The following is a 21,404-nucleotide window of genomic DNA, read 5'->3' as shown; positions in this document are numbered from 1 at the left end:
GCGCTGCTGCTGGGGTAGGAATGAGAAAGCCGCTGCCGGGAGACAGCGGCTTTTTTACGTCAAGAATCAGAATTCACTTGTGTTCCTTGTAACTATTATTTTCTTATTTTCAATCGCAGCTTCTAATACCATTGATGGACCTCGAATCTCTTCTCCAATAATCCAAACATGTTGCCGCGCTCTGGTAACTGCAACATAAAGTCGATTATGTGCGATGTAGTTTTGGAAAACTCTGCTAGCATTTGAGGTAATACTTGCTGAGCTCGGAACTCTACCATCATCAACACCAACCAATACGACTGCCTCGAATTCAAGACCGCCTACATAGTCTGCATGGCCCACAATGAAACAACCACTTTTCTCGGCAGATTTAATTGCTTCAATATCGCCACGTTCTATCAATACTGATGCCAATTTATTGTTCTCGCTTACGTAGCGTGCTGCATCATCGAAGAGTCCACGATCGAAGAATATAAGTGCTATCTGATGTCTTTTAAGGTTTTTCGTGCTTTTTAATTTCTCAGCTGCTTTAAAAGAATAATCTAAAATCGCATCATTGTTATTTAATAGGTAATATTGTGGTATGGATTCTTCAGTATTTGAATCAAATACATATGATGCCTCTGAAATCGGATTGTCAAAATTCGTAAAAAGGTTTGCGCCGTGAGATGTAATCGAAAATGCCAAATCGGTTATTGACGGGGTGCACCGAAAAACAGCCCGTAGTGTTGTACGTCGTTCAGTATTTTCGATTCCCATGGAATCGTGAAATTCCATATCATTCCATGCAATATCACCTAAGGCTTGCGACAAATCTATGGCATAAGAAATTGGAGTTTGTGTAGTATCTTTTGTGAGGTAGTGAACCAAAGAAAGTTCATTCATATTGAAAAGATGGACTTCATCAATGAATATTGCATCATAGCCTTCACGGGCTCTGCGTCTCCTCCATATCGGCGAGTCAAGTTTAGACAAGGCAGATATGGCTATGTCGTCGGTGTCGAATTGTGAGAGAGTATCTAGTATGACACTATATTTTTTAAAAATATTAAAAATAAATCGTCTATCGTGTTCTGAACTAATCGGCAGGCCATATACTGGTCGTTTTATTGATTTATATTTTTCGAATACCTCATCGCATCTGCCTTTTATTACTACGCTAATTTCATGGCGAACTAGTTCTGCAATATGAAAAGGTTCATCTTTGTTAAATAGATCATATAGTGGTTCATTTATAAAATCACGATGCCCGGACAATCCACTTTTTACTTCATCAATTAATGTTACCAGATGAAGAAGTTGGAGATTTTTTGCTTCCGAAGAATCTATGTCTAATAGTTCAGATTCATGTATATCATCTTTCAAGAAATCTCGGCATACATCTTGTAATGTCTTTATTTCTATTGACGGGTGTTGGTTATCTGCACTTATTTCATTCATTCCTGATAGGATGCTAACAAAATAACTTACATTCTTTACCATTGCCTGACTTGGACATATAAACAAAAACCGACTTGATTTTCCATTTTCCCTTGCTATCTTTATCCCTTGTAGGCACTTTAAAACCATACAAATTGTTTTTCCAGAGCCTGCGGGGCCCTCTATTCGGGCTGGTTCGGAATAGTCGCGTTGAACAAATTCAAGTTGGCGAGGCGATAATTTTGATAAGGGATCTGTTTGTCCAAGCACACTGGATGAGGAAAGAGAGTTTTCGACTAGAGTTGTCTGAAAGAATGATACTTTTGATGAGTCAGTTGGATTCGTTTCTGTAGAAGTGTAAGTCTCTCGCTCAAAAATTTGATCAATTGATTTATTGAAATTTGTTTCTGAACAATTTTCATGTAATCCATTACCTTCGCTTGTGCCAAATTTGTAAACAAGTAGGTGTTTTCCGGCAAATCTTCTTGACATTCGTCGTGCACTAGGTTCACGATCGATAGTTATTCTATATGAACCTCCGCTAGTTATTGGGAATGGAAAAATTATTGCTTTTGGTGATCCTACCGGAAGGTACTCATTGTTATTTAAGCTTAAGTTTCCCCAGTATTTTATTGCAAATCTTAGAAGTTTTTGAACTGCAGTTAATACCATGCTCTCTGATACTTTTTCAATTTTGAAAGTTTCGAAGTCGACGGTTAAAGTATTTTTTTCTATAGAGTACTTCTCTCCTTTTGCCGTTAATATACATCCATTCTTTATGAACTTGTAATTTAATCCTGATATAATAGAATTTTCTTCTGGCTGCAGGGCAAGGAATAGATTAATTAAAATGTTTGATTGTTCGAAGTCTGAACTTTGAAGTTCTCTGTTTGTTATTATGCTTTTCGCTGCTTCCTCAGTAATTCCGATATATTCAAGCGATTTCATATTTTCCTTTTAGATTTTGAAAGTCAATTTTCGAAATGTCTGATGTTCCGATTCTTGAATAGTAGCTTGTAAATCTTTGTAGTATATGTTCTATATAAGGTGATTGTAATGTTGAAAATATCTCACCTTCACTTAGGTTGTCAAGATTTATATTTGAATATTTTCCGGATTTATCTCTATCATATTTTAATTTGTCTAATCCAAGAGAAAGTTCATCCAGAATTGTTCTATTTAGCGTTATGGGTTGGGTGAAATCTATAATGTACCCAACACAGTCTTCATCGGTTTTTATTCGTTCAATAAAGTGAGAATCTAAACGGGAATTTCTCCAAAGTGAATCTAGTATTCTGTTGTGAACTTCTTTCATTTGTTTGTTGCTTTTAATTATGTCTTTTTCTTCAATGTACGGTTTTAAAGATTCGATGCAGTCAAGATCATTTTTCTTTATGTTTTTAATTTTCAAAATTTCTATTGTTGAATCGTAGCCATATATTTGAAAGGATTCCTTTGCAATTGTGTACTTTTCCAAAATGTCTGATGCTATTTTTTCTACGGATTTCCCAGCTTGCAATATAACTTCTTGCTTTCCAACGGTAGACATCCAGTCTTTTAAAGGTAGGATAGGAAGGCATAAGACCGTTTTTGATTTCCTGTGTGCAATGTCACACCTTGCCGACACCACAACTCCATATGATCTTCCTGCATCAGGAGTTCTTAGGCAGTTGAAAATGGCCCCTTGTGTAAGTTCGCCAAATTTAGCTTTTGTCACTAGCGCTCTCATTTTTTCCTTTGTATATTTTAAATTCGCTTGAGGTTTTTTATGCGTGCGGATCTTGTCTAATGCGTAGAGGTTTTATCTACAATCCCTTCGCCACCCCCACAATCACCATCGCCGACGGCACCAGCAAAAACTGCGCAATCAGCGTCCCCGCCAATCTGCTCCCCACCAGCCACACCACCGCCCGTCTGAACTGCGATTCTTCGATCTTGCCTTCGATGACGTCATCCGTCATACCTGACATGTGCGGGTCGATGAAGATGGCCACCATGATGGTGGCGCCGCCGTTGATGATTGAGGACAGGGTGCTGGAGGTGACGCGCACGCTCGGGTCGAGCACGCCCGCGTACAGGGCCGCGAAGACGCCTACCGTCCACAGGGCCGTGGCGATGACGTTCATGGCGGTCATGGAGATGGAGACGCCGGATTTTTCACGCAGGCCGGTGACGTTGGCGGGCTTGGGCAGGCTGGCGGAGGTCTTGAGGTAGGACAAGCCACCCTTGAAGACGGCGTGCAGCAGCAGTTTCGGCACGGACCTGTGCACCTGGAAATGTTCGACGGCGCGGCAAAAGGCGCGCTGGAAGGTGGGGATCAGTATCGCGCCCAGTAAGGTCGCCAGACTGGCGGAGAACAGCAGCCAGCGGAAGTCTACCAATAGCGTGCTGGCGGCCACGTGCTGGTCTATGCCCGTTTCCACGCGCTTGGCGAGGAATGGCCCGAGGAAGGAATTCGAGGTGCGCGACAGCAGCATCAAAATGCTGAACAGGGCCAGGGACACGGCGATGCGCCGCGTGCGGATGCCGGCGATGCGCACGGAGTAGGCGAGGGTGCCGATGATGTGGATGATGAACGTCAGTGCACAAATCAACAGCAATTGCTTGTCCATCACAACCTTGCAGTGAAGAAAATGTAATTCCATGCTGCCATGAAGTTACTTATTTTTCAACTGCAAATTATTTAACGTTGCGTGTGGCTCAATTGGTGTTGGATTGCAGTTGTTTTTCAGGGCAAGGCATGGCGATCGGCAAACGCGGCGCGCTTGTTGCTCGTCCCTTGCTTGTATTTCAAGCTTGCACCCTCAACTATCCGTGGTGGCGGCATGTCTTGCCGCTCGATATGCACCAACCAACCCGGAGGTACACCATGAGTTTCGATTCCTTTCTGTCCAAACTGAAGACCAAAGCCAGCGAACTGAAGACCGAAGCCCTGAAGTACAAGAACAAGGATTTTCTGAACGCCGCGATGGCGGGCTCGGCCCTGATCGCCATGGCCGACGGCAGCGTCAGTGCGGAAGAGAAGCAGAAGATGGTGAAGTTTATTGAAAGCAATGACGCGCTGTCCGTGTTTACCACCACGGACGTGATCAAGGCTTTCCAGGAATATGTCGGCCAGCTGGAGTTCGACAAGGATATCGGCGAAGCCAAGGCGTATCAGGCGCTGGGCAAGATGAAGTCGAATGTGGAGGCGTCGCGCTTGCTGGTGCGCATGATTATCGCCGTCGCTTCGTCGGACGGCAATTTCGATGCTAACGAGCAACGCGTGGCCAGCAAGATCGCGCGCGAGCTGGGCTTGACTCCGGCGGAGTTCGAGCTGCAGTAAGCGCCAGGCTAGCTTAATCCTTGTCCCACCACGGCGGTGCGCTCTCCGACCTCGGGCATGCCATCTTCAATGGACTTATCTTGTAGCGGATCTCGATCACCTGCCCTTGGTGAAACGGACCGCGTATCCAGTCGCCGGAATTAAAGAGGTAGGACTTGCCATTGATGCAGCGTTCGGTCGGCAGGTCGCCGATGGGGCCGGTCGAACGCAGGGTGACGCGCACTTCGCCAGTGGCGTCGAGCGGCGCGTCGGCGCTTGCATACAGTATATCGATGCCGACATCGCAGACAGTGGTGCTGCCTATCTTGCTGCAGTACTTGGTATACGTTTCCTGGCGCGCCATGACCATGTGATCTTCATGCCGCATCGGCTTGCCATCGTCAAAGGTAAAGCGCAGGATGACTTGCGTGGGCTCGCTGGCAGGATGGCGCGTGGTGGTGGTGCAGGCGGCGCTGACGAGGGCCAGCAAGGGCCAGGCCAGCAGGCGCAGGACGCGGCGCAGCAGCGCCGGGATCGGGTTGTTGCCGGATGGATGCTGCATGTAGCGTTGCCATTTATCTCATGAACGGGGCGCCGATCATAGCATGCGCCAAGGGCGGTTCCGCTAGCACGCGCCGCGATTCAATTCCTGCAACACCTTCTTGCACAGCACGCCATAGCCGACGCCCGTGCCCCGTTTGTGGGCGGCCAGGTCGTAGCCGGCGCTGATGTCGTCCCACGCCACGCTGCCGGGCAGGGGGCGCAAGTCGTCGTCCAGGTCCATCTCGAAATGAATGAAGTGGCCATCGGCGCTCAGCAGCTTGCCGTACACGGCGGGCATGCCGGGGCAGGCCAGTTTCAGGTCGAGCATGAGGGCCGTGCCCAGCGCCACGCCATGGCTGGCCGCGCACTGGCGCAAGGCGTCGGGCAGGGGGCGGGCGCGCCACCAAGCCGCCGTCTGCTTGATGGCGGCCTGGGTCAGCGCGTTTTGCTGTTGCACAGAATACTGTTTGCTCATGGCTGTCACCCATGCGGCATGCGGCTTGCCGCCCTAACGCGATGCCAGGCTCATGCTTTGCACATGGGCGGGCACAATTTCGCCGCTGGCCAGTTTTTCGGCCGGTACCCGCATCAGCACTTCGCCGCCCACGCTGCCGTCGTCGCGCAAGTCGATGCGCATGGCCAGCTGCTGGTCGAGCGCCACGAAGCTGTCGCTGCCGGTGGCGATGATGCGGTGTTCTTCCTGGTCATCGATGCGCGCATACATCATGGCGCCGATGCTGCCCGCATTGCGCAGGTAGAGCACTTGCCCATTCGACAGCTCATAGCCGCCGCGGAACGGGGCAAAACTTTCCGCACTCATGAAATGTCTGTGTGCCGGCAATTCGATCGTTTGCAGGCGTCCGCCGGGAACGACGACGGTCTGGTTGTCGGGGAGCGTTTGCGCATTTGCCAGCAGGGCGCAGACGCCCAGGGTGCCGGCCAAGATCCATGTTTTCATTTCTTTACCCATCCTTGAACTGTGGTGCCGTCCGCTGCCGGCGCGGCGATGTTGATGTGGGTGACAGGGAAACCGAACCGGCTGGTCCGCAAGCGCTGCTGTCAGTCTGGCAAGGCGCGGACTCCCGGTCTTGCCAGTGTAGGCAGGCAACATGCGCCGCGCATCATCCGATCAGATGACACGGCCTCATGCATCGAGTACGGCCAGGTGCGCCGTGGCGCCGTGGATCAGGGCGATCAGCTCGCCCTGGCGCCGCGTATCCGTCTTTAAATAGGTGTGGTGCAGATGCGTCTTGACGGTGTTGACGCTGATGCCGCCCTGTTCGGCGATTTCTTCGATGGTGGCTCCCTGCGCCAGCGCCTTGCCCACTTGCGCCTCGGCTTGCGTCAAATCAAACAGTTGGCGCAAGGCAGGGACGGATGTGCACGTTTTCGTGGGGTCGCGCGCAATCAGCAGGGCGCAGGTGGGCTGGCAATCGGCAAGCGGGGTGACAGTCAGGGCCAGCGGCGCTTGCTGCTTGCGCGGCAGGCGCAGCGACTGGCATTGCGTAGCGCCACCGGCGCTGGCGATCACCAGGCGCACGGCGCGCACCAGCGCGGGCGGGGCCGCGTGTTCCAGTTGCGCCGCATGCAGGGCGTGTCCGGCGGGGGTGGCGAAACGCAAGGCGAGGTTGCCATCGAGCACCAGCACGGCCGCGCCCATGGCATCGAGCGCCGCCAGCGCGCAGTGGCTGGCCAGTTGCGCCTCGCGCAAGCGTTGCTGCAGGCACAGCGCGCGTTGCAGATGCGGCAGGAGTTCCTGCCATTGCTGGCCGTTCAGTCCAGCGTTGTCGAGCTGCGGCCAGTCGCCCGTGCCGCAGGCCGAGTCGTACATGGCGCCGATCAGTTTGCCCACATCCGCGGTGACTGTCCCTGTGTGCATGCTTGCCCCCAATCCTGATTACATCAGTGTGCCGCAGGCGTGCAGGTGCGGAACTGGGTAAGGGCGGTGTTGCGCAGCGATCAGCCCCACCTTTGTGAGGAGGGGCAGGTCGCTGCCTTCTTTCCTGGGCAACTATCAAGATAGTACATGCGCGGCGCCACCGCAATGCGGCGCTGCCGATGCAATCGTGCTCCTGGATAAAAAATTCCCCGATACAATAAAAAATTGTCAAAAAATATAAACTCCAGGCGTGAGGCGGGAGTCGCATGCCATTCACTTGGCGAAAGTTCTTATGCAACCAAGCAAGCCTTACCCGACGACGTTCCCGGCGCTGGCCCTGTGCGCGGCGCTGGTGTTTATTGGTGGCAACCCCATGGCGCAGGCTGCCGACAAGGCAGCGCCGCAAGCCTCCAGCGGTGCGCGGCAGGTCAAGGTCAAGCCTGCCGATACCGCCAACCTGGTCAGCCATCTGCGGCGCGTGATCACGGATGAGACGAATGACACGCCGCCGCGCGTGCTCAATGCTTTTGTTGCCAAATACCAGCAGCGCGCGCTCGATGCGGGAATCGATGACCTCGACCGGCAGACGCAAATAGGCAACCGTCGAGGCGTGACAACAATGCAGAATTGACGTGTCATTCATACGCGATTGCCGAGGGTATCCCATGGTCAAGAATCTTTTTTCGATGAAAACGGTGCTGATCGGCTTCCTGTGGCTGTTCACGGCCTTGCCGCATGCCGCGCAGGGCAAGGAAAGTCGGGAGTTGACGGTGAATTTGAGCGGCTACAACCATACCGATCACGGGGTGGGAAGCTATGAGGTGACCTTGCAGAACGGCGCCACTGCGGGGGCGGGCTATCTGGACGCGGGCCAGGGCGGCGGCGGATTGACGTGCTGCCTTTCCATTCCCCGCGTGTGGCAAGCGGGAATGACGGCAAATATCGTCATGCATACCATCAAGAATGGCAAGGATATCCGCGTGGAACAAACAGTGCCGGTGCCGAAGTATGCTCCCGCCGATGCTGGCCGGTTCGTCGTGCATTTTCTGTGCAACGGCAAATACAAGGTGTTTGTCACCCGATACCTGCTCGGCCATCGTAAATACCCGCTTTCCGGAACAGAGGCACAATTGGAGCGCGGCGTTCCCATTGAAATTATCTGGGAGTGAAGACGCTGCGTGGCAGAGGTTGCATGCACATGAAATTCCCTGTCATAACTGGCTGGATTGAGGGCTAAATGATATTTTTCTCGAAAAGTAAATATGCCGCCTGCTTCGTGTGCATGGTCTTGTCGCTTTTGAATGCCGGCTGTGCGAGGAGTGAACGACAAATCGCCGTGAGCCTGACGGCCTACAACCATGGCGAGCATGGCGTCGGCAGTTATATGGTGACACTGGCCGATGGTTCGTCGGCGGAGGCCGGTTATCTTGCTCCTGGCGAGGGTGGCGGAGGAGACACTTGCTGCCTTTCGATACCGGCGGCATGGAAGCCGGGGATGCAGGCGGCCGTTGTCATGTATACGGTAAAAAACGGCAAGGATATCCGCGTGGAACAAACCGTGCCGGTGCCGAAGTATGCTCCCGCCGATGCTGGCCGGTTCGTTGTGCATTTTCTTCACGATGGCAGCTACAAGGTCTTCGTGACCAAATACTCGCTGGGGCATCGAAAATATCCGCTTTCCGGCAAGGAGGCGGAGCTGGAGCCGGGCGTGCCCTTGGAAATCATCTGGGAATAGTGCTGCTGACTTGCGGCTGTACGTCGCGCACCGTCGGCTATCAGGCTTTGCAGCAACATGCGCGATTTCGCGTCCGTGACGCGGACATCCTCTATCCTCGCGAGCAACTCGCCTGGATCAAATTTTTTAATTAATTTGCAATAATCTTCTGTTTCTCGCGGACAGAATTCGAGACTGAGCAACTCGCAGGTTTTCGCGATCAAGCCACGTCGTTGCCTCTCGGACAGCAGCTCCGCACGTTGCTTTAACGCCCTGGCGAAACCGCTCTTGATGAGTTTGCCGAAAGGCATGCCAGGATCTTTTGTCAGTATCTGGACGGCGACGCGCACGGCAGTGGCGTTGCCGTTGCGGATTTCCAGCGCCACCTGCCTGCACACCTGCGACAGCCGCAGCCCTGGATGCGCGATTGGCGGCCCAGCATCGTACGGGTCCAGTTTTTCTCCCAGGAATTCTTCCAGCGCTTCCAGGCTGGCGATCGGTGTCATCATCAAGTTTGCTTATGTGGCCGTTGCCGGGCGACCTGAATGGCGCAGTGTACGAGGTTGTTGCTTTCAGAGCAAGTTCGGCGGGCGCGCGTTGGGGGAGGGATGAAAAAATCCCTGAAAATTAGCACTTTGATAGCGCATGGCGCAATCCCAAGCAATCGGACGCATGGAAAACATATCCATAGGGTAAGCTTCGGGGCTAGGCTATTTCGCAACTCTATCAAAATTACATGACTTCCATAATGATCCCCGACGTCGCCCTGGTCGACAATACCGAACAACGCACGCCGCTGGTGCTCGTGCTGGACTGCTCCGGCAGCATGGATGGCGAACCCGTCTCGCTGCTGAACGAAGGCCTGGCCTTGCTGGAACAGGAATTGAAATCCGACGTGATCGCCGCCAAGCGCGTGCGCATCCTGGTGATTCAATATGGCGCCCACGATGAGGCGGTCGTCGCCAGCAACTGGTGCGACGCCATGGATTTCACGGCGCCTCGTCTTGAAGCGAACGGCACCACGCCGACCGGCGCGGCCGTGGAACTGGCGCTGGCGGAAATCGAGCAGGAAAAGCAGCGTTTCCGCCAGGCAGGCGTGGCCTACACGCGGCCGTGGCTGTTTTTGATGTCGGACGGCGAACCGACGGATCGCTGGCAGCATGGCGCCGAACAGGCGCGCGCGGCCGAGCAGGCGAATAAAGTGGCGATCTTCCCCATCGCCGTGGGCGACCATGCAAATATCGATTCCCTGGGCGAATTCTCCAGCCGCGGTGAACGGGGCGTGAAGCAGTTGAAAGGCTTGCAGTTCCGCGAACTGTTCCTGTGGCTGAGCGCCAGCATGCAGGTGGTGTCGCAATCGCGTCCCGGTGCGCAGGCCCAGCTGGCCTCGACGGACGGCTGGTCGGTCGTGAATACGTGAAAGCCCGCTGATCCATGACTGCAGTACAGAATATCTGGCGCGTGTTCGGCGCCTCCGTCACGGGCAAGGCGCACCTGGATAAAGACATCGCTTGCCAGGATGCGCACGCGCACGCCGTCGTGAACGACGTGCTGGTCGCCATCGTCTGCGATGGCGCCGGTTCGGCCAGGCTCAGCGAGCAGGGCGCGCAGTTTGTCGCAACGCAAACCGTGCAGGCGCTGGCCGGACGGCTGGAGCAGGGCGCCACCGTGCAGGATTTGCATGACGGCGCGCTGGCTGGCACCCTGGCGCAGATCCGCGCCGCGCTGGACGACATCGCCCGCGCCGCCAACGCCACCCTCGACGACTACGCTGCCACCGTCGTCGGCGTGGTCATGGGGCAAGATACAGGCTTTTTCTTCCACCTGGGCGACGGCCTGGGCGTGGCGCAACTGGGCGATGGCGGCAAACTCATCTCGCTGCCCGCCAACGGCGAATACGCCAACGAAACATATTTCATCAGCGGCGAGCGCTGGCGCGAACAGTTGCGCCTGTTGCCGATTCCCCAGTCCGCGCGCGGCGTGGTGCTGATGTCGGACGGCTGCATGCCCTTTGCCATGAGCAAGAACAATGGGGGCCTGTACGCGCCGTTCATGGATGCCGTGCAAGGCTATCTGCGCACGGTCGAAAGTATCGAGCTGGGCAATACGGCGCTGGCGTCCACCCTGGCCGACCCGCGCACGCACCAGATCACGGGCGACGACAAGACCCTGCTGCTGGCCTTGCGCGCATGAGCCGGAAGCAAGGCGTGACACCCGGCCTGAGTCCGGGTGGAAAAATCTGGCTGGATAAAGTCCGCAGTTTGATCTTGGGCAAACTCGTCAAGAGCGGCGGCGCGGGCAGCGTGTACCTGTTGCCCGGCGCGCCCGCGCAGGTTGCCAAGCTGTACCACCCGCACCTGGACCGGGCCGCCAACCGGCGCAAGCTCGAAGCGATGCTGGAATTGTCGCCCGAGCTGCCCGATCAAGTGGAAAACGGCAAGCGCTACGTCCAGATCGCCTGGCCGCAAGCGGCCGTGTTCGATGGCCAGGGCGGCTTTGCCGGCTTCGTCATGCCCTTGCTGGACATGGCGCAGACGGCCGAGCTGGAACAGATCATGCAGGAGCGCCAGGCGCGCGCGGCCGGCTTGCCCACGGGACTCGGTCCCAAGCTGACCCTGGCCGCCAACCTGGCCGCCGTCATCGATGCGCTGCACCAGCAGCAGCATTACGTGGTCGATCTGAAACCCGTGAATTTGCGCTTCTACCGCGATTCGCTGTACATCGCCATGCTCGATTGCGACGGTTTCAGCATCCAGGGCCATGCGGAGCGATTTCCTGCCGAGCAATTCACGGCCGACTACCTGGCGCCGGAATTCCAGCGCAAGGGCATGCCGGCGGGCACGGAAATGGCGCAAGACCGCTTCGCCTTGGCCGTCATCATCTTCCAGTTGCTCAACTTCGGCATCCACCCGTACAGCGGGCGGCCCGGCAATGCGCAAGTGGCGACCGACATTCCCGGCCGCATCCGCGACGGCTGCTACGCGTACGGCGTGAAGCGCCACAAGCAGCTGGCGCCGAACGCCACCAGCGGCCATGCGCTGATGCCGCCCGAATTGCGCGCCATGTTCGACCGCGCGTTTTCCCAGTCGCCAAAACCCCAGCGGCCCGCGGCGGCCGACTGGGCGCAGTTGCTGCGCGGCTATGCTCAGCGCAGCGGCGGCAAGCTCGTCGTGTGTGCCGCGCATCCCGAACACCAGCATTTTGCGGGCCTGGGCTGCGCGGCCTGCGCGCGCGACAAGGTCATCGGTGCGGCCGCGCAAGCTTCCGTGCAGGCGCAGCAGATGCAACTGCAACAGCCGCCGCCGCAGCGCAGCGCGCGCCGCACGGCGCCGGGGCAGGCGCCCGTCGCCATTCCCGCTGCGAACTGGGCCGGCAATGTGGCGGGCAACGCGGGCGGCGGCATCACGGGCAAGGGCTGGGCCGTGGTGGTGCTCTTGATCGTGCTGTTCCTGATCGGCTTTACGGCCTGGACCTCGTCGTCCGATGAAGTCAAGGACAAGGCCAACTTGCAGGCGCAAGCCGACCAGGCGGCCGGCCTGGAAGTATTTCGCTGGCGCCCGCGCAAGGCGGCAGGTTTCCAGCCGTCCGATGCGCGCAAGGCCGTGCGCAGCCTGTCGCAAGCCGTCAGCAAGGGCGACGATGACGCCGTCACGCGCGGCTTGCAACTGCTGTACCGGGCCGGCGAAGAAAAGCAGTCCGGCTACGGCGGCGACCGCACGCAGGCGCAGCTGCGCGCCTCGTTGCTGGAAGGCCTGGGCTGGGTGCCTGGCTATCAGCCGGCGCTGGTCGCCAACTATCTTGATCTGCTGCAAGCCAACCCGCGCGACCATCTGGTGGCGGCGGCCATGGGCCGCATGCACCTGAGCGTGAACGAACCGCAGGCGGCGCGCCAGTACTTCGAGCAAGCCGTGTGGGCGCGCCCGACCGATGGCACGGCCTGGCTGGGCATCGCGGCTGCTGCACAGCTGCGCGGCGGCGACGAGCGCGACGCCGTCAATCTGGTGGCGCTGGCGCGCCTGACGGCTTACCGTTATGCCGTGCAGAACGCCTTGCCGGCCGACCCGGGCGAGCCGGCCGACAATGGCGTCGCGCGCACCATGCAGCGCATGGATCTGACCGCCCGGGTGTTGCGCCTGGCGCAACCGGGCGCCTACCAGAAACGCTGGGACAAGACGCTGGCCGATGGCGCGCTGCTGGCGCAAAAACTCCAGGCCATGCCGCCGCTGCGGGACCAGGTCGGCGGCGTGCAGCGCGAGACGATGACGACGGTCGATTACGGCGTGCTCGATGCAAAGCACGCGACGGGCGAAAACCGCTTGATCCTGTCGATTGCCGCCGACGGCAGCCTGACGCTTGCGACAGCGGAATTGCCAATGGAACCCATGCTCAACAAGGCGCTGCTCGATAGCGTGCAGCGCTGGACCTATCTGCCGGCCGTGCAGCACGGTCAATTGATGGATGCCAAGGTGGTGGTGCTGGTGCGTTACCGCGATGGCCGGGTCAGCTTCGTGCCGGGCGGTGTCGCCGTCACGGCGGAAAATTAGAGGAATAGCATGAAAATCAAGACGATATGCGCCGTGTTGGGCGCTTCCTTGCTGTATTCAGCCATGGCGCAGGCGGAAATCGTGCAGCGCCTGGTGGTGACAGCGATGGCCAGCGAGCCGGATAGCGAAGGCGGCGATGTGTTCACTATTGCCGGCACGACGGCCTGCGGCGGCAAGCAGATACGCATGGATGCGCGCTCGGTGAACCTCGACGAGGCGCCGTACGAGGCGCTGAAAGTCCGGCTGGCTGAACGCATGCGCGCCAGGACGCCCATGCTCGTCACCGTGAAAAAATGCCCGGAAGATGCGAGCGTGCCCATCGTGCGCCACATCGCCGCCTGCACGCCGGCCGCCTGCGCCGATAGCCGGGCGCGACTGTACCTGCACGAGCGTTTCTACCCCGTCGAGCCGGAAAACGCGCCGAACGTGCTGCTGTTGCCCCTGCCGAAAGGCAAGCTGCCGGGCACGTGGAAGGTGGAGATTGTCAGCGTGGCAGGCGGCAAGCTGCGCCTGTCGGGCCAGGTCAACCGCGCCGACTATGCGCAGGGCGAGCTGGTGGGCGGCTATGTCACGTATTACCCTGATGGAAAAATCGAGAAACAGGTGGCGCAGGATGGACAGGGACGGCAGGATGGCGTCACCAGCCTGTATCGCGCGGATGGCAGCCTGGAATCGCGTGGCAACTGGCGCCATGGCTTGCCGGAAGGCACGCACCAGCAATATCACGCCACGGGCCAGCTGCGCGAGGCCAGCGTGTACCGCAAGGGACAGCGCGTGGACGGCCCCGTGCAGACGTTTGACGCGAATGGCAAGCTGAGTACCAGTTACGTGCTGCGCGATGGCCGCATGGAAGGCGAACTGCTCTCGTATTTCCCGGATGGAAAAGTAGCCGGCCGCACGCAAGTGATCAAGGGCAAGTTCAATGGCCGCAGCGCGGAATACTATCCCGATGGCGCCGTGCGCGCCACCATGACGCAGGTCAACGATTTGCCCGTAGGGGAGGCGCTGGAGTTCTATCCCGACGGCAAGGTGCAATCCCGCCAGCAATATGGCGACGAAGGCGGGCTGCTGAGCGTCCGGCGCTACAGCCCGCAGGGCGTGCTGGTGCTGGAAAGACGGTGGGATGCGCAATTGCGCGAGCAGGGCACGTCGCGCTCGTGGTATGAAAATGGCAAGCCCGAGCAAGCCATCGAGTACGTGAACGACCGGCGCGACGGCTGGAGCCGCAGCTGGCACGAGGATGGCAGCCTGAAGAATGAATGCCGGTATCTGGCCGGCAAGGCCCAGGGCGCATGCGGGGAAGCGCCGCCAGCGCCCGAACTGCAGCGCAAGGAGCAGGCATGGCGCGCACTTTGAAACATTTGTTTGGCGCCATGCTGCTGTTGCCGGCCCTGGCCCATGCGGAAATCGTGCAGCGGCAAGTGGTCACGGCGATCACGGTCGCACCCGGCGGCGGCGATATCCTGACCGTGGACGAGGACACGGGCTGCGGCGGCAGGCAGCTGCGCATGGATGCGGCGTCGGTCGGACTGAACGAGGAACAGTATGGCGTCATGAAGGCCGAGCTGGCCAACATGATACGCGACAGGAATCCCTTGCTCGTGCGCCTGCGCGCCTGCCCGGTACCAGATCAGGCCAAGGCCGAGGCCATTCCCGTCATCCACATGCTGCGCGGTTGCGATGCGCACTGTGCCGACGGCAAGGCGCGGCTCTACCTGAACCACAACCTGTCGCGTGGCGAGGTGATGGAAGAGGCGCGCTATGCGCTGGTCCTGCCGCTGCCGCCCGGCAAGACGCCCGGCACCTGGCAAGTCGCGATCTATCATGTGCGCGAAGGCGAACCGAAGCGGCTGATTGGCCACGTCAACGCTCCCGATTACCTGCGCGGCAAGCTGGTGGGCAACTACAGCATGTATTACCCGCATGGACAAGTCGAGATGCAGATGGAGCGGGATGGGCGCGGCGTGCAGGAGGGTGTGCAGACTCTGTATTACCCGGAAGGCAAGGTTTCCATGCGTATTACGTGGCGCAATGGCGTGCAGGACGGGGAGGAGCAGACTTATCACCAGAATGGCAAGCAGATCGCGTCGCGCACCTACCGCAACGGCGCACGCGCCGATGGTGTGATGGAAACGTTCGACGAGGACGGCAAGCTGAAAACGCGCACGACCCAGGTCAAGGGCAGGACGGATGGCGAATTGCTGCGGTTCTATCCGGACGGCGCCGTGGAAAGCCGCAGCCAGCATGACAACGGCGTCATGACGGGACCGAGCACCGGATATTTTCCGGATGGCAAGGTGCAGCGCACTGCCAACTACGTGGACGGCAAGCCTGTCGGCGAGAGCGTCGAATATTACCCGGACGGCAAAGTCGCCAGCAAGCGCACGCACATCGATCACTATGTGTTGCGCAGCGAACAACGCTTCAGCCGGGCCGGCGTATTGATCGTACGCAAACTATGGAACGCGGGCGGCCGCGAGGAGGGCGCCTTGCGTTCCTGGTATGCCGATGGCAAGCCGAGGCAGCTGATCGAGTACGTGGATGGCGAGCGCCAGGGCTGGACCCGGCACTGGCGGGAAGATGGCAGCGTGGAAAGCGAATGCCGCTATGTGGCGGACGAGCCGCAGGGCGCATGCACGGGCGAGTCGGCCAAGATGTCGTACACGGAAGATGGGATCGAGTTTGAGATGCCGGAGGAATAATGCGCGCCGGTACCAGTCCGGCGCACATTCCAGCCGCGGTTAGCGGTGCGGCGGCGTCAGCACGCTGGCGATGGCCTTCGGTAACGTTTCCGGATAATCGCGGCTGAAGTGCAGGCCGCGGCTTTCGCGGCGGGACAGGGCGCTGTTGACGATCATCGAGGCCACGTCGACGAGGTTGCGCAATTCCAGCAAATCGTGGGTGATGCGGAAGTTGCGGTAGTACTCGTCGATTTCTTCCTTCAGCAGGGCGATGCGGTGCTGGGCCCGCTCCAGGCGCTTCGTTGTGCGCACGATGCCCACGTAATTCCACATGAAGCGGCGCAGCTCGTCCCAGTTGTGGGAAATCACCACTTCCTCATCCGCATCCGTGACGCGGCTTTCATCCCAGTCGGGCAGATACGGCGTGCCCAGCTTTTCCTTGCTTTCGATATCTTGCGCGCAGGCGCGGCCGATGACGATGCATTCCAGCAAGGAATTCGACGCCAGGCGGTTCGCGCCATGCAAGCCCGTGCACGCCGTTTCGCCCACGGCATACAGGCCCGGCAAGTCGGCGCGGCCGGACAGATCCGTCACGACGCCACCGCACGTGTAGTGGGCGGCGGGCACGATGGGGATAGGCTGCTTGGTGATGTCGATGCCCAGTTCCAGGCAGCGCGCGTAGATGGTGGGGAAGTGTTCGATGAGGAATTCGGCCGGCTTGTGGCTGATGTCCAGGTGCACGTAATCGAGGCCCCGTTTCTTGATCTCGAAGTCGATGGCGCGCGCCACCACGTCGCGCGGCGCCAGTTCGGCCCGCTCATCGTGCGCCAGCATGAAGCGCGTGCCAGCCGCCGCGCCCGCTTCGGGCGGCAGTTTCAGCAATCCCCCTTCGCCACGGATGGCTTCAGTGATCAGGAAGGATTTCGCATACGGGTGGTACAGGCACGTGGGGTGGAACTGGATGAATTCCATGTTCGACACGCGGCAGCCGGCGCGCCAGGCCATGGCGATGCCGTCGCCGCTGGCCGTGTCGGGATTCGTTGTATATAAATACACCTTGCCGGCGCCGCCCGTCGCCAGCACGGTGTGCTCGGCGGCAAAGGTGAGGACTTTCCCTGTTTGTTCATCCTGCACGTACAGGCCGTGGCAATGCGGTTGCGCGTTGCGCTGGGCCGGCTTCATGCCCAGCTTGTCTGAGGTGATCAGGTCGATGGCGCAATGGTGTTCGAACAGGCTGATGTTCGGGTGGGCGCGCACCTTTTCTTCCAGGGTCACTTGCACGGCGTGCCCGGTGGCGTCGGCCGCGTGGATGATGCGGCGCTGGCTGTGGCCGCCTTCGCGGGTCAGGTGGAAACCCAGTTCGGCCGTGGCGTCGCGCGTAAACGGCACGCCTTGCTCGATCAGCCATTCGATGGCTTCGCGGCCGTGCTCGACGATGTAGCGCGTGGCGCTCTCGTCGCACAGGCCGCCGCCCGCGATCAGGGTGTCTTCGATGTGTTGCTGGTGGCTGTCGCCCGAGTCCAGCACGGCCGCGATCCCGCCTTGCGCCCAGTTGCTGGCGCCATCGAGCAGCGCGCGTTTGGAAATGATCGCGACGGTGCGCGTCTCAGCTAAATGCAGTGCAACCGATAAACCCGCCAGGCCACTGCCGACAATCGCTACATCAAATTTCATGACATTTATCTTTTTTCAGGGGAAGCATACTATAGTCCATTTCACATCAATCGGTAATGTGTTGAGATAAATTCTGCCGGTGAAAGATAGCTGGGGCCGTAGCTTGTGGCGTATCAATGTCTTCGTGGAACAGTTCGCCATGATGGCAGGAGAGCAGCAGGCCGCCTTGTGCGCGGCGTGTCGCCTTTGCCGCAGGAGGCCCCATGATCCGCATCTTCAGCCATTACGTCTCGAAAACAGCGTTTATCTTGCTGTTGCTGGAAATCCTGATCCTGCTGCTGTCGGCCACCCTGACGTCGCTGCTGTGGCTGGCGGATGGCAGCCGCCTCGTGCGAGCGAGCGAGGTGTATTTGTCGTCCTCGATCTTTGCCCTGGTCATCGTTTTCAGCATGAGCGCGCTGGGCATGTACCAGCACCGCTCGCGCGAAGACATCCGCAACACCTTGCTGCGCATCCTGCCGTCGTTCGCGCTGGGTTTTGCCGTGCTCAGCGTCTTGATCCGCTTTATTCCTTCCTTGCATTTCGGGCGCGGCAGCGTGCTGATCTTCGGCCTGGGCGCCATCGGCGTGCTGCTGGCGCGCCTGGTGGTGTTCAAATCCTCGCAATCGGCGCTGATGGAGGGACGGCTGATCCTGGTGGGTGGCGGGGCGCTGGCGCGCGAATGCATGGACTTGGCGGCGAGCAAGATCGGTTTCCACCAGTTTACGGTCGTCGGCTGCATCGACGTGGCTGGCGAGCAATGCTGCGTGCCGGCTTCGGCCTTGCTGCCGGCGGAACCGTCGCTGCTGGCCATGGCCCAGCGCCATGCGGCGCATGAAATCGTCGTTTCCGTCAGCGACCGGCGCAATGGTGCATTTCCTGCCAAGCAACTACTGGAATGCGCGCTGGGCGGCGTGAAAGTGATCGACGCGGCCACGTTCTTCGAGCGCGAAGCGTGCCAGATCCGCATCGATTCCTTGCAACCGAGCTATCTGATCTATGGCGGCGGCTTCGACCAGAGTTTTTTCCGCGCCGCCTCGAAGCGGCTGTTCGACCTGGCCGCCAGCGGCGTCATCTGCCTGGCGGCGCTGCCCGTGATGCTGGCGACGGCCCTGTGTATCCGCCTGGAAGACGGCGGCCCCGTGTTTTACCAGCAAGAACGGGTGGGACGCGACGGCTTGCCCTTCAATGTGCTGAAATTTCGCAGCATGCGCTGCGATGCGGAGCGCGATGGCAAGCCCATCTGGGCGCTGGACAACGATGCGCGCATCACGCGCGTGGGCAGGCTGATCCGCAAGCTGCGCATCGACGAGCTGCCGCAGATGCTCAATGTGTTTCGCGGCGAGATGAGTTTCGTGGGACCGCGCCCCGAGCGCGCCTACTTTGTCGAGCAATTGAAGCAGCAGGTACCGTACTACAACATTCGTCACAGCATCAAGCCGGGCATCACGGGCCTGGCGCAGGTGCGCTATCAATATGGTGCCTCCGTCGACGATGCCGTCAAAAAACTGCAATACGATCTGTATTATGTGAAAAACAATAGCCTGTTCCTCGACTTGCTGATCTTGCTCGACACGGTGCAGGTGGTGCTGTTTGGCAAGGGCAGCCGATGATGCGGGCGCAGTCGGACTGGCTGGCGGCGGCCGATGCGGCGGCCCTCAGCCATGGCCTGGCGTCGCTGGCCTTCTTCGTGCTGGCGCTGCTACTGATCAGCAACTGGCGCGCGCGGCAAAACGTGCGCGCCTTGCTGGTCGCCTGCCTGGCGACGGGCGGCTGGGCGACGGGTACGGTCGTGCTGGTGCTGCTGGGGCAGCGCGCGGCGCTGGCCGGCGATGCGCTGGAACTGCTGCGCACCTTGGCCTGGCTGGTGTTCCTGCTGCTGCTGATCGAACCGGCGCGGTCCCGTTTGCGCCTGGTGCTGGCCGGCATCGCCCTCACGGCGCTGGCGCCCTGGCTGCTCTCCATGGCCTCGTCCTGGCTGGCGCTGCCTTTGCCGGCGCGATTCATCGCCAGTGTCTGCCGTTTGCTGCTGGCCGTGCTGGGCATGTTGCTGGTGGAACAGTGGTACCGCAATACGCCGCCCTTGAAACGCTGGGGCATCAAGTTTGCGTGCCTGGGTGTCGGTGGCCTGTTCGCCTACGATTTCTACCTGTACAGCGACGCCTTGCTGTTTCGCGCGGTCAACGATGATATCTGGGCCGCGCGCGGCATCGTCGACGCCCTGTGCGCGCCCCTGCTGGCTGTCTCGGCCGCGCGCAATCCCGGCTGGGCGCTGGGCTTGTCCGTGTCGCGCCAGATGCTGTATCGCTCGGCCGCCTTGCTGGGCTCGGCCATCTATTTGCTGGCCATGGCGGCCAGCGCCTACTATTTGCGCTACTTCGGCGGCACCTGGGGTTCCTTGATGCAAATGGCCTACCTGGGTGGCGCGGCCTTGCTGCTGGCGGGCGTGCTGTTTTCCGGCAGCTTGCGCGCCAAGCTGAAGGTGACGATCAACAAGCATTTCTACAATGCCATCTTCGATTACCGCGAGGAGTGGCTGCGATTTACGCGCGTGCTGTCCGAAGATGGGCCGGACCTGGGCGAACGCACGATACAGGCCATGGCACAGCTGGTGGAAAGCCGCGCCGGCGCGCTGTGGATCTTGCGCGAGCAGGGCCAGTTCGCGCCGGCCGCCAGCTGGAACTGGCCGCCGGGCACGTGGAGCGAGCCGGCGTCCGGCCCCCTGTGCCAGTTCCTGGAAGCAAGACAATGGGTGATCGACGTGCCCGACTGGGTGCAGAATCCGGACCAGTACGGCGGCTTGCCGTTGCCGCCCGCGCTGCTGGCGCTGCCCGACGTGTGGCTGCTGGTGCCCTTGATGCTGCACGGCCAGCTGTTCGCCTTTGTCGCGCTGGCGCGGCCCCGCACGCGCATCGGCCTGAACTGGGAAATCCGCGACGTGCTGAAAATTGCCGGCAGCCAGGCCGCCAGCTACCTGGCGCACCGCGAATCGCTCGCCACCCTGACGGTGGCGCGCCAGTTCGATTCGTTCAACCGCATGTCCACCTTCATCGTGCACGATCTCAAGAATTTGGTGTTCCAGCTGTCGCTGCTACTGAGCAATGCGGAAAAGCACCGCGCCAATCCCGCCTTCCAGGAAGACATGCTGGGCACTTTGGACCATTCCGTGCAGAAAATGAAGACCCTGCTGCAGAAACTGGCGCGCGGCGAAGCGCCGGAAGCGCCGGCGCCGCTGCTGCTGGACGGCTTGCTGCGTCAGGCAGTGGCGGCCAAGGCCAGCCTGGCGCCGGCCCCGTGCCTGGAAATCGTCGATGGCGAACTGACGGTGCTGGCCAACCGCGCGCGGCTGGAGCGGGTGCTGGGCCATTTGATCCAGAACGCCATCGAGGCCACGGCCAGCGACGGCAAGGTGGCCGTGCGCTTGCGGCGCGTACAGCATACGGCCGTCGTCGAGCTCGACGATACGGGGCAGGGCATGAGCGAACAATTCATCCGCGAACGTCTATTTACACCGTTCGACACGACCAAGACGGCGGGCATGGGCATCGGCGTGTTCGAAAGCCGCGAATACCTGCGCGAAGTGGGCGGCAGCCTGGAAGTGCACAGCGAGCCGCAAGTGGGCACGACGTTTCGCGTGATCCTGCCGCTGCATGCGGCATAGCAAAGG

20 protein-coding genes are annotated in these 21,404 nt (G+C 59.1%); 11 read left to right on the top strand and 9 right to left on the bottom strand.

Annotation, left to right across the window (positions count from 1 at the left end; genetic code table 11):
• Positions 1-66: 66 nt before the first annotated feature.
• The 3 genes from O0879_RS05240 to O0879_RS05230 form a co-directional block, all read right to left on the bottom strand.
• Complete coding sequence (locus O0879_RS05240) at positions 67-2,367, bottom strand: UvrD-helicase domain-containing protein (RefSeq protein ID WP_289915132.1); 2,301 nt, start codon at positions 2,365-2,367, stop codon at positions 67-69.
• Positions 2,354-3,136: a hypothetical protein gene (locus O0879_RS05235; protein WP_289915130.1), complete on the bottom strand. Its 783-nt coding sequence runs from the start codon at positions 3,134-3,136 to the stop codon at positions 2,354-2,356. Before O0879_RS05235 ends, O0879_RS05240 begins: the two co-directional genes overlap by 14 nt.
• 88 nt (positions 3,137-3,224) lie before the next feature.
• Positions 3,225-4,031 carry a lipid II flippase Amj family protein gene (locus tag O0879_RS05230; protein ID WP_289915128.1) on the bottom strand — a complete coding sequence of 269 codons (807 nt, stop codon included), beginning with the start codon at positions 4,029-4,031 and terminating at the stop codon, positions 3,225-3,227.
• A gap of 257 nt (positions 4,032-4,288) precedes the next feature.
• Here O0879_RS05230 and O0879_RS05225 point away from each other — a divergent pair, with 257 nt between their 5' ends.
• Positions 4,289-4,744 (top strand): tellurite resistance TerB family protein, encoded by a 456-nt coding sequence (locus tag O0879_RS05225; RefSeq protein ID WP_099664126.1) that lies wholly within the window; start codon positions 4,289-4,291, stop codon positions 4,742-4,744.
• 13 nt (positions 4,745-4,757) lie between these two features.
• On the opposite strand, the gene O0879_RS05220 is transcribed toward O0879_RS05225, so the two are convergent.
• From O0879_RS05220 to O0879_RS05205, 4 genes are all read right to left on the bottom strand, one after another.
• Positions 4,758-5,285, bottom strand: coding sequence for a hypothetical protein (locus O0879_RS05220; RefSeq protein WP_289898060.1), 528 nt, complete (start codon positions 5,283-5,285; stop codon positions 4,758-4,760).
• A gap of 63 nt (positions 5,286-5,348) precedes the next feature.
• Positions 5,349-5,741: a hypothetical protein gene (locus O0879_RS05215; RefSeq protein WP_289898059.1), complete on the bottom strand. Its 393-nt coding sequence runs from the start codon at positions 5,739-5,741 to the stop codon at positions 5,349-5,351.
• Between the two features lie 33 nt (positions 5,742-5,774).
• On the bottom strand, positions 5,775-6,224 hold the full coding sequence (locus O0879_RS05210; protein WP_289915126.1) for a hypothetical protein: 450 nt from the start codon (positions 6,222-6,224) through the stop codon (positions 5,775-5,777).
• A 186-nt stretch (positions 6,225-6,410) separates the two neighbouring features.
• Positions 6,411-7,145 carry a helix-turn-helix transcriptional regulator gene (locus tag O0879_RS05205; protein WP_289915125.1) on the bottom strand — a complete coding sequence of 245 codons (735 nt, stop codon included), beginning with the start codon at positions 7,143-7,145 and terminating at the stop codon, positions 6,411-6,413.
• Between the two features lie 292 nt (positions 7,146-7,437).
• On the opposite strand from O0879_RS05205, the gene O0879_RS05200 reads away from it, so the two are divergent.
• The 3 genes from O0879_RS05200 (at position 7,438) to O0879_RS05190 (ending at position 8,880) form a co-directional block, all read left to right on the top strand.
• Positions 7,438-7,776 (top strand): hypothetical protein, encoded by a 339-nt coding sequence (locus O0879_RS05200; RefSeq protein ID WP_289915124.1) that lies wholly within the window; start codon positions 7,438-7,440, stop codon positions 7,774-7,776.
• A 34-nt stretch (positions 7,777-7,810) separates the two neighbouring features.
• Entirely contained in the window at positions 7,811-8,314 is a 504-nt protein-coding gene (locus O0879_RS05195) for a DUF3304 domain-containing protein (protein WP_289915122.1), read from the top strand.
• A 68-nt stretch (positions 8,315-8,382) separates the two neighbouring features.
• Positions 8,383-8,880: a DUF3304 domain-containing protein gene (locus tag O0879_RS05190; protein WP_289915119.1), complete on the top strand. Its 498-nt coding sequence runs from the start codon at positions 8,383-8,385 to the stop codon at positions 8,878-8,880.
• Here the strand turns inward: O0879_RS05190 and O0879_RS05185 are convergent.
• A complete protein-coding gene (locus O0879_RS05185; protein ID WP_289915117.1) occupies positions 8,772-9,368 on the bottom strand; it encodes a hypothetical protein in 597 nt (198 codons plus the stop codon). The genes O0879_RS05190 and O0879_RS05185 overlap by 109 nt on opposite strands.
• A 227-nt stretch (positions 9,369-9,595) precedes the next feature.
• Here O0879_RS05185 and O0879_RS05180 point away from each other — a divergent pair, with 227 nt between their 5' ends.
• From O0879_RS05180 to O0879_RS05160, 5 genes are read left to right on the top strand one after another with little or no spacing between them, the layout of a single operon-like run.
• The gene (locus tag O0879_RS05180) at positions 9,596-10,279 is read left to right on the top strand and encodes a VWA domain-containing protein (RefSeq protein WP_077404035.1); all 684 of its coding nucleotides are present in this window, start codon (positions 9,596-9,598) and stop codon (positions 10,277-10,279) included.
• Positions 10,280-10,293: 14 nt separating this feature from the next.
• Positions 10,294-11,052: a PP2C family serine/threonine-protein phosphatase gene (locus tag O0879_RS05175; RefSeq protein ID WP_289915115.1), complete on the top strand. Its 759-nt coding sequence runs from the start codon at positions 10,294-10,296 to the stop codon at positions 11,050-11,052.
• Entirely contained in the window at positions 11,049-13,403 is a 2,355-nt protein-coding gene (locus O0879_RS05170) for a hypothetical protein (protein ID WP_289915113.1), read from the top strand. The genes O0879_RS05175 and O0879_RS05170 overlap by 4 nt, the downstream gene beginning before the upstream one ends.
• Positions 13,404-13,412: 9 nt before the next feature.
• A complete protein-coding gene (locus O0879_RS05165) occupies positions 13,413-14,759 on the top strand; it encodes a toxin-antitoxin system YwqK family antitoxin (protein ID WP_289915110.1) in 1,347 nt (448 codons plus the stop codon).
• A complete protein-coding gene (locus O0879_RS05160) occupies positions 14,744-16,105 on the top strand; it encodes a toxin-antitoxin system YwqK family antitoxin (protein ID WP_289915108.1) in 1,362 nt (453 codons plus the stop codon). The genes O0879_RS05165 and O0879_RS05160 overlap by 16 nt, the downstream gene beginning before the upstream one ends.
• Before the next feature lie 39 nt (positions 16,106-16,144).
• Here the strand turns inward: O0879_RS05160 and nadB are convergent, their stop codons facing one another.
• A complete protein-coding gene (gene nadB / locus O0879_RS05155) occupies positions 16,145-17,758 on the bottom strand; it encodes an L-aspartate oxidase (protein ID WP_099664111.1) in 1,614 nt (537 codons plus the stop codon).
• 203 nt (positions 17,759-17,961) lie between these two features.
• Here nadB and O0879_RS05150 point away from each other — a divergent pair, with 203 nt between their 5' ends.
• Complete coding sequence (locus tag O0879_RS05150) at positions 17,962-19,350, top strand: TIGR03013 family XrtA/PEP-CTERM system glycosyltransferase (RefSeq protein WP_289915106.1); 1,389 nt, start codon at positions 17,962-17,964, stop codon at positions 19,348-19,350.
• The gene (gene prsK, locus O0879_RS05145) at positions 19,347-21,398 is read left to right on the top strand and encodes an XrtA/PEP-CTERM system histidine kinase PrsK (protein WP_289915104.1); all 2,052 of its coding nucleotides are present in this window, start codon (positions 19,347-19,349) and stop codon (positions 21,396-21,398) included. Before O0879_RS05150 ends, prsK begins: the two co-directional genes overlap by 4 nt.
• The last annotated feature ends 6 nt before the right edge of the window (positions 21,399-21,404 follow it).

Origin of the sequence: Janthinobacterium sp. SUN120 (genome assembly GCF_030397735.1) — a bacterium.
Lineage (GTDB): Bacteria > Pseudomonadota > Gammaproteobacteria > Burkholderiales > Burkholderiaceae_D > Janthinobacterium > Janthinobacterium kumbetense.
The sequence above is the reverse complement of the archived record's forward strand: the minus strand, read 5'-3'. Positions and strand labels throughout refer to the sequence as shown.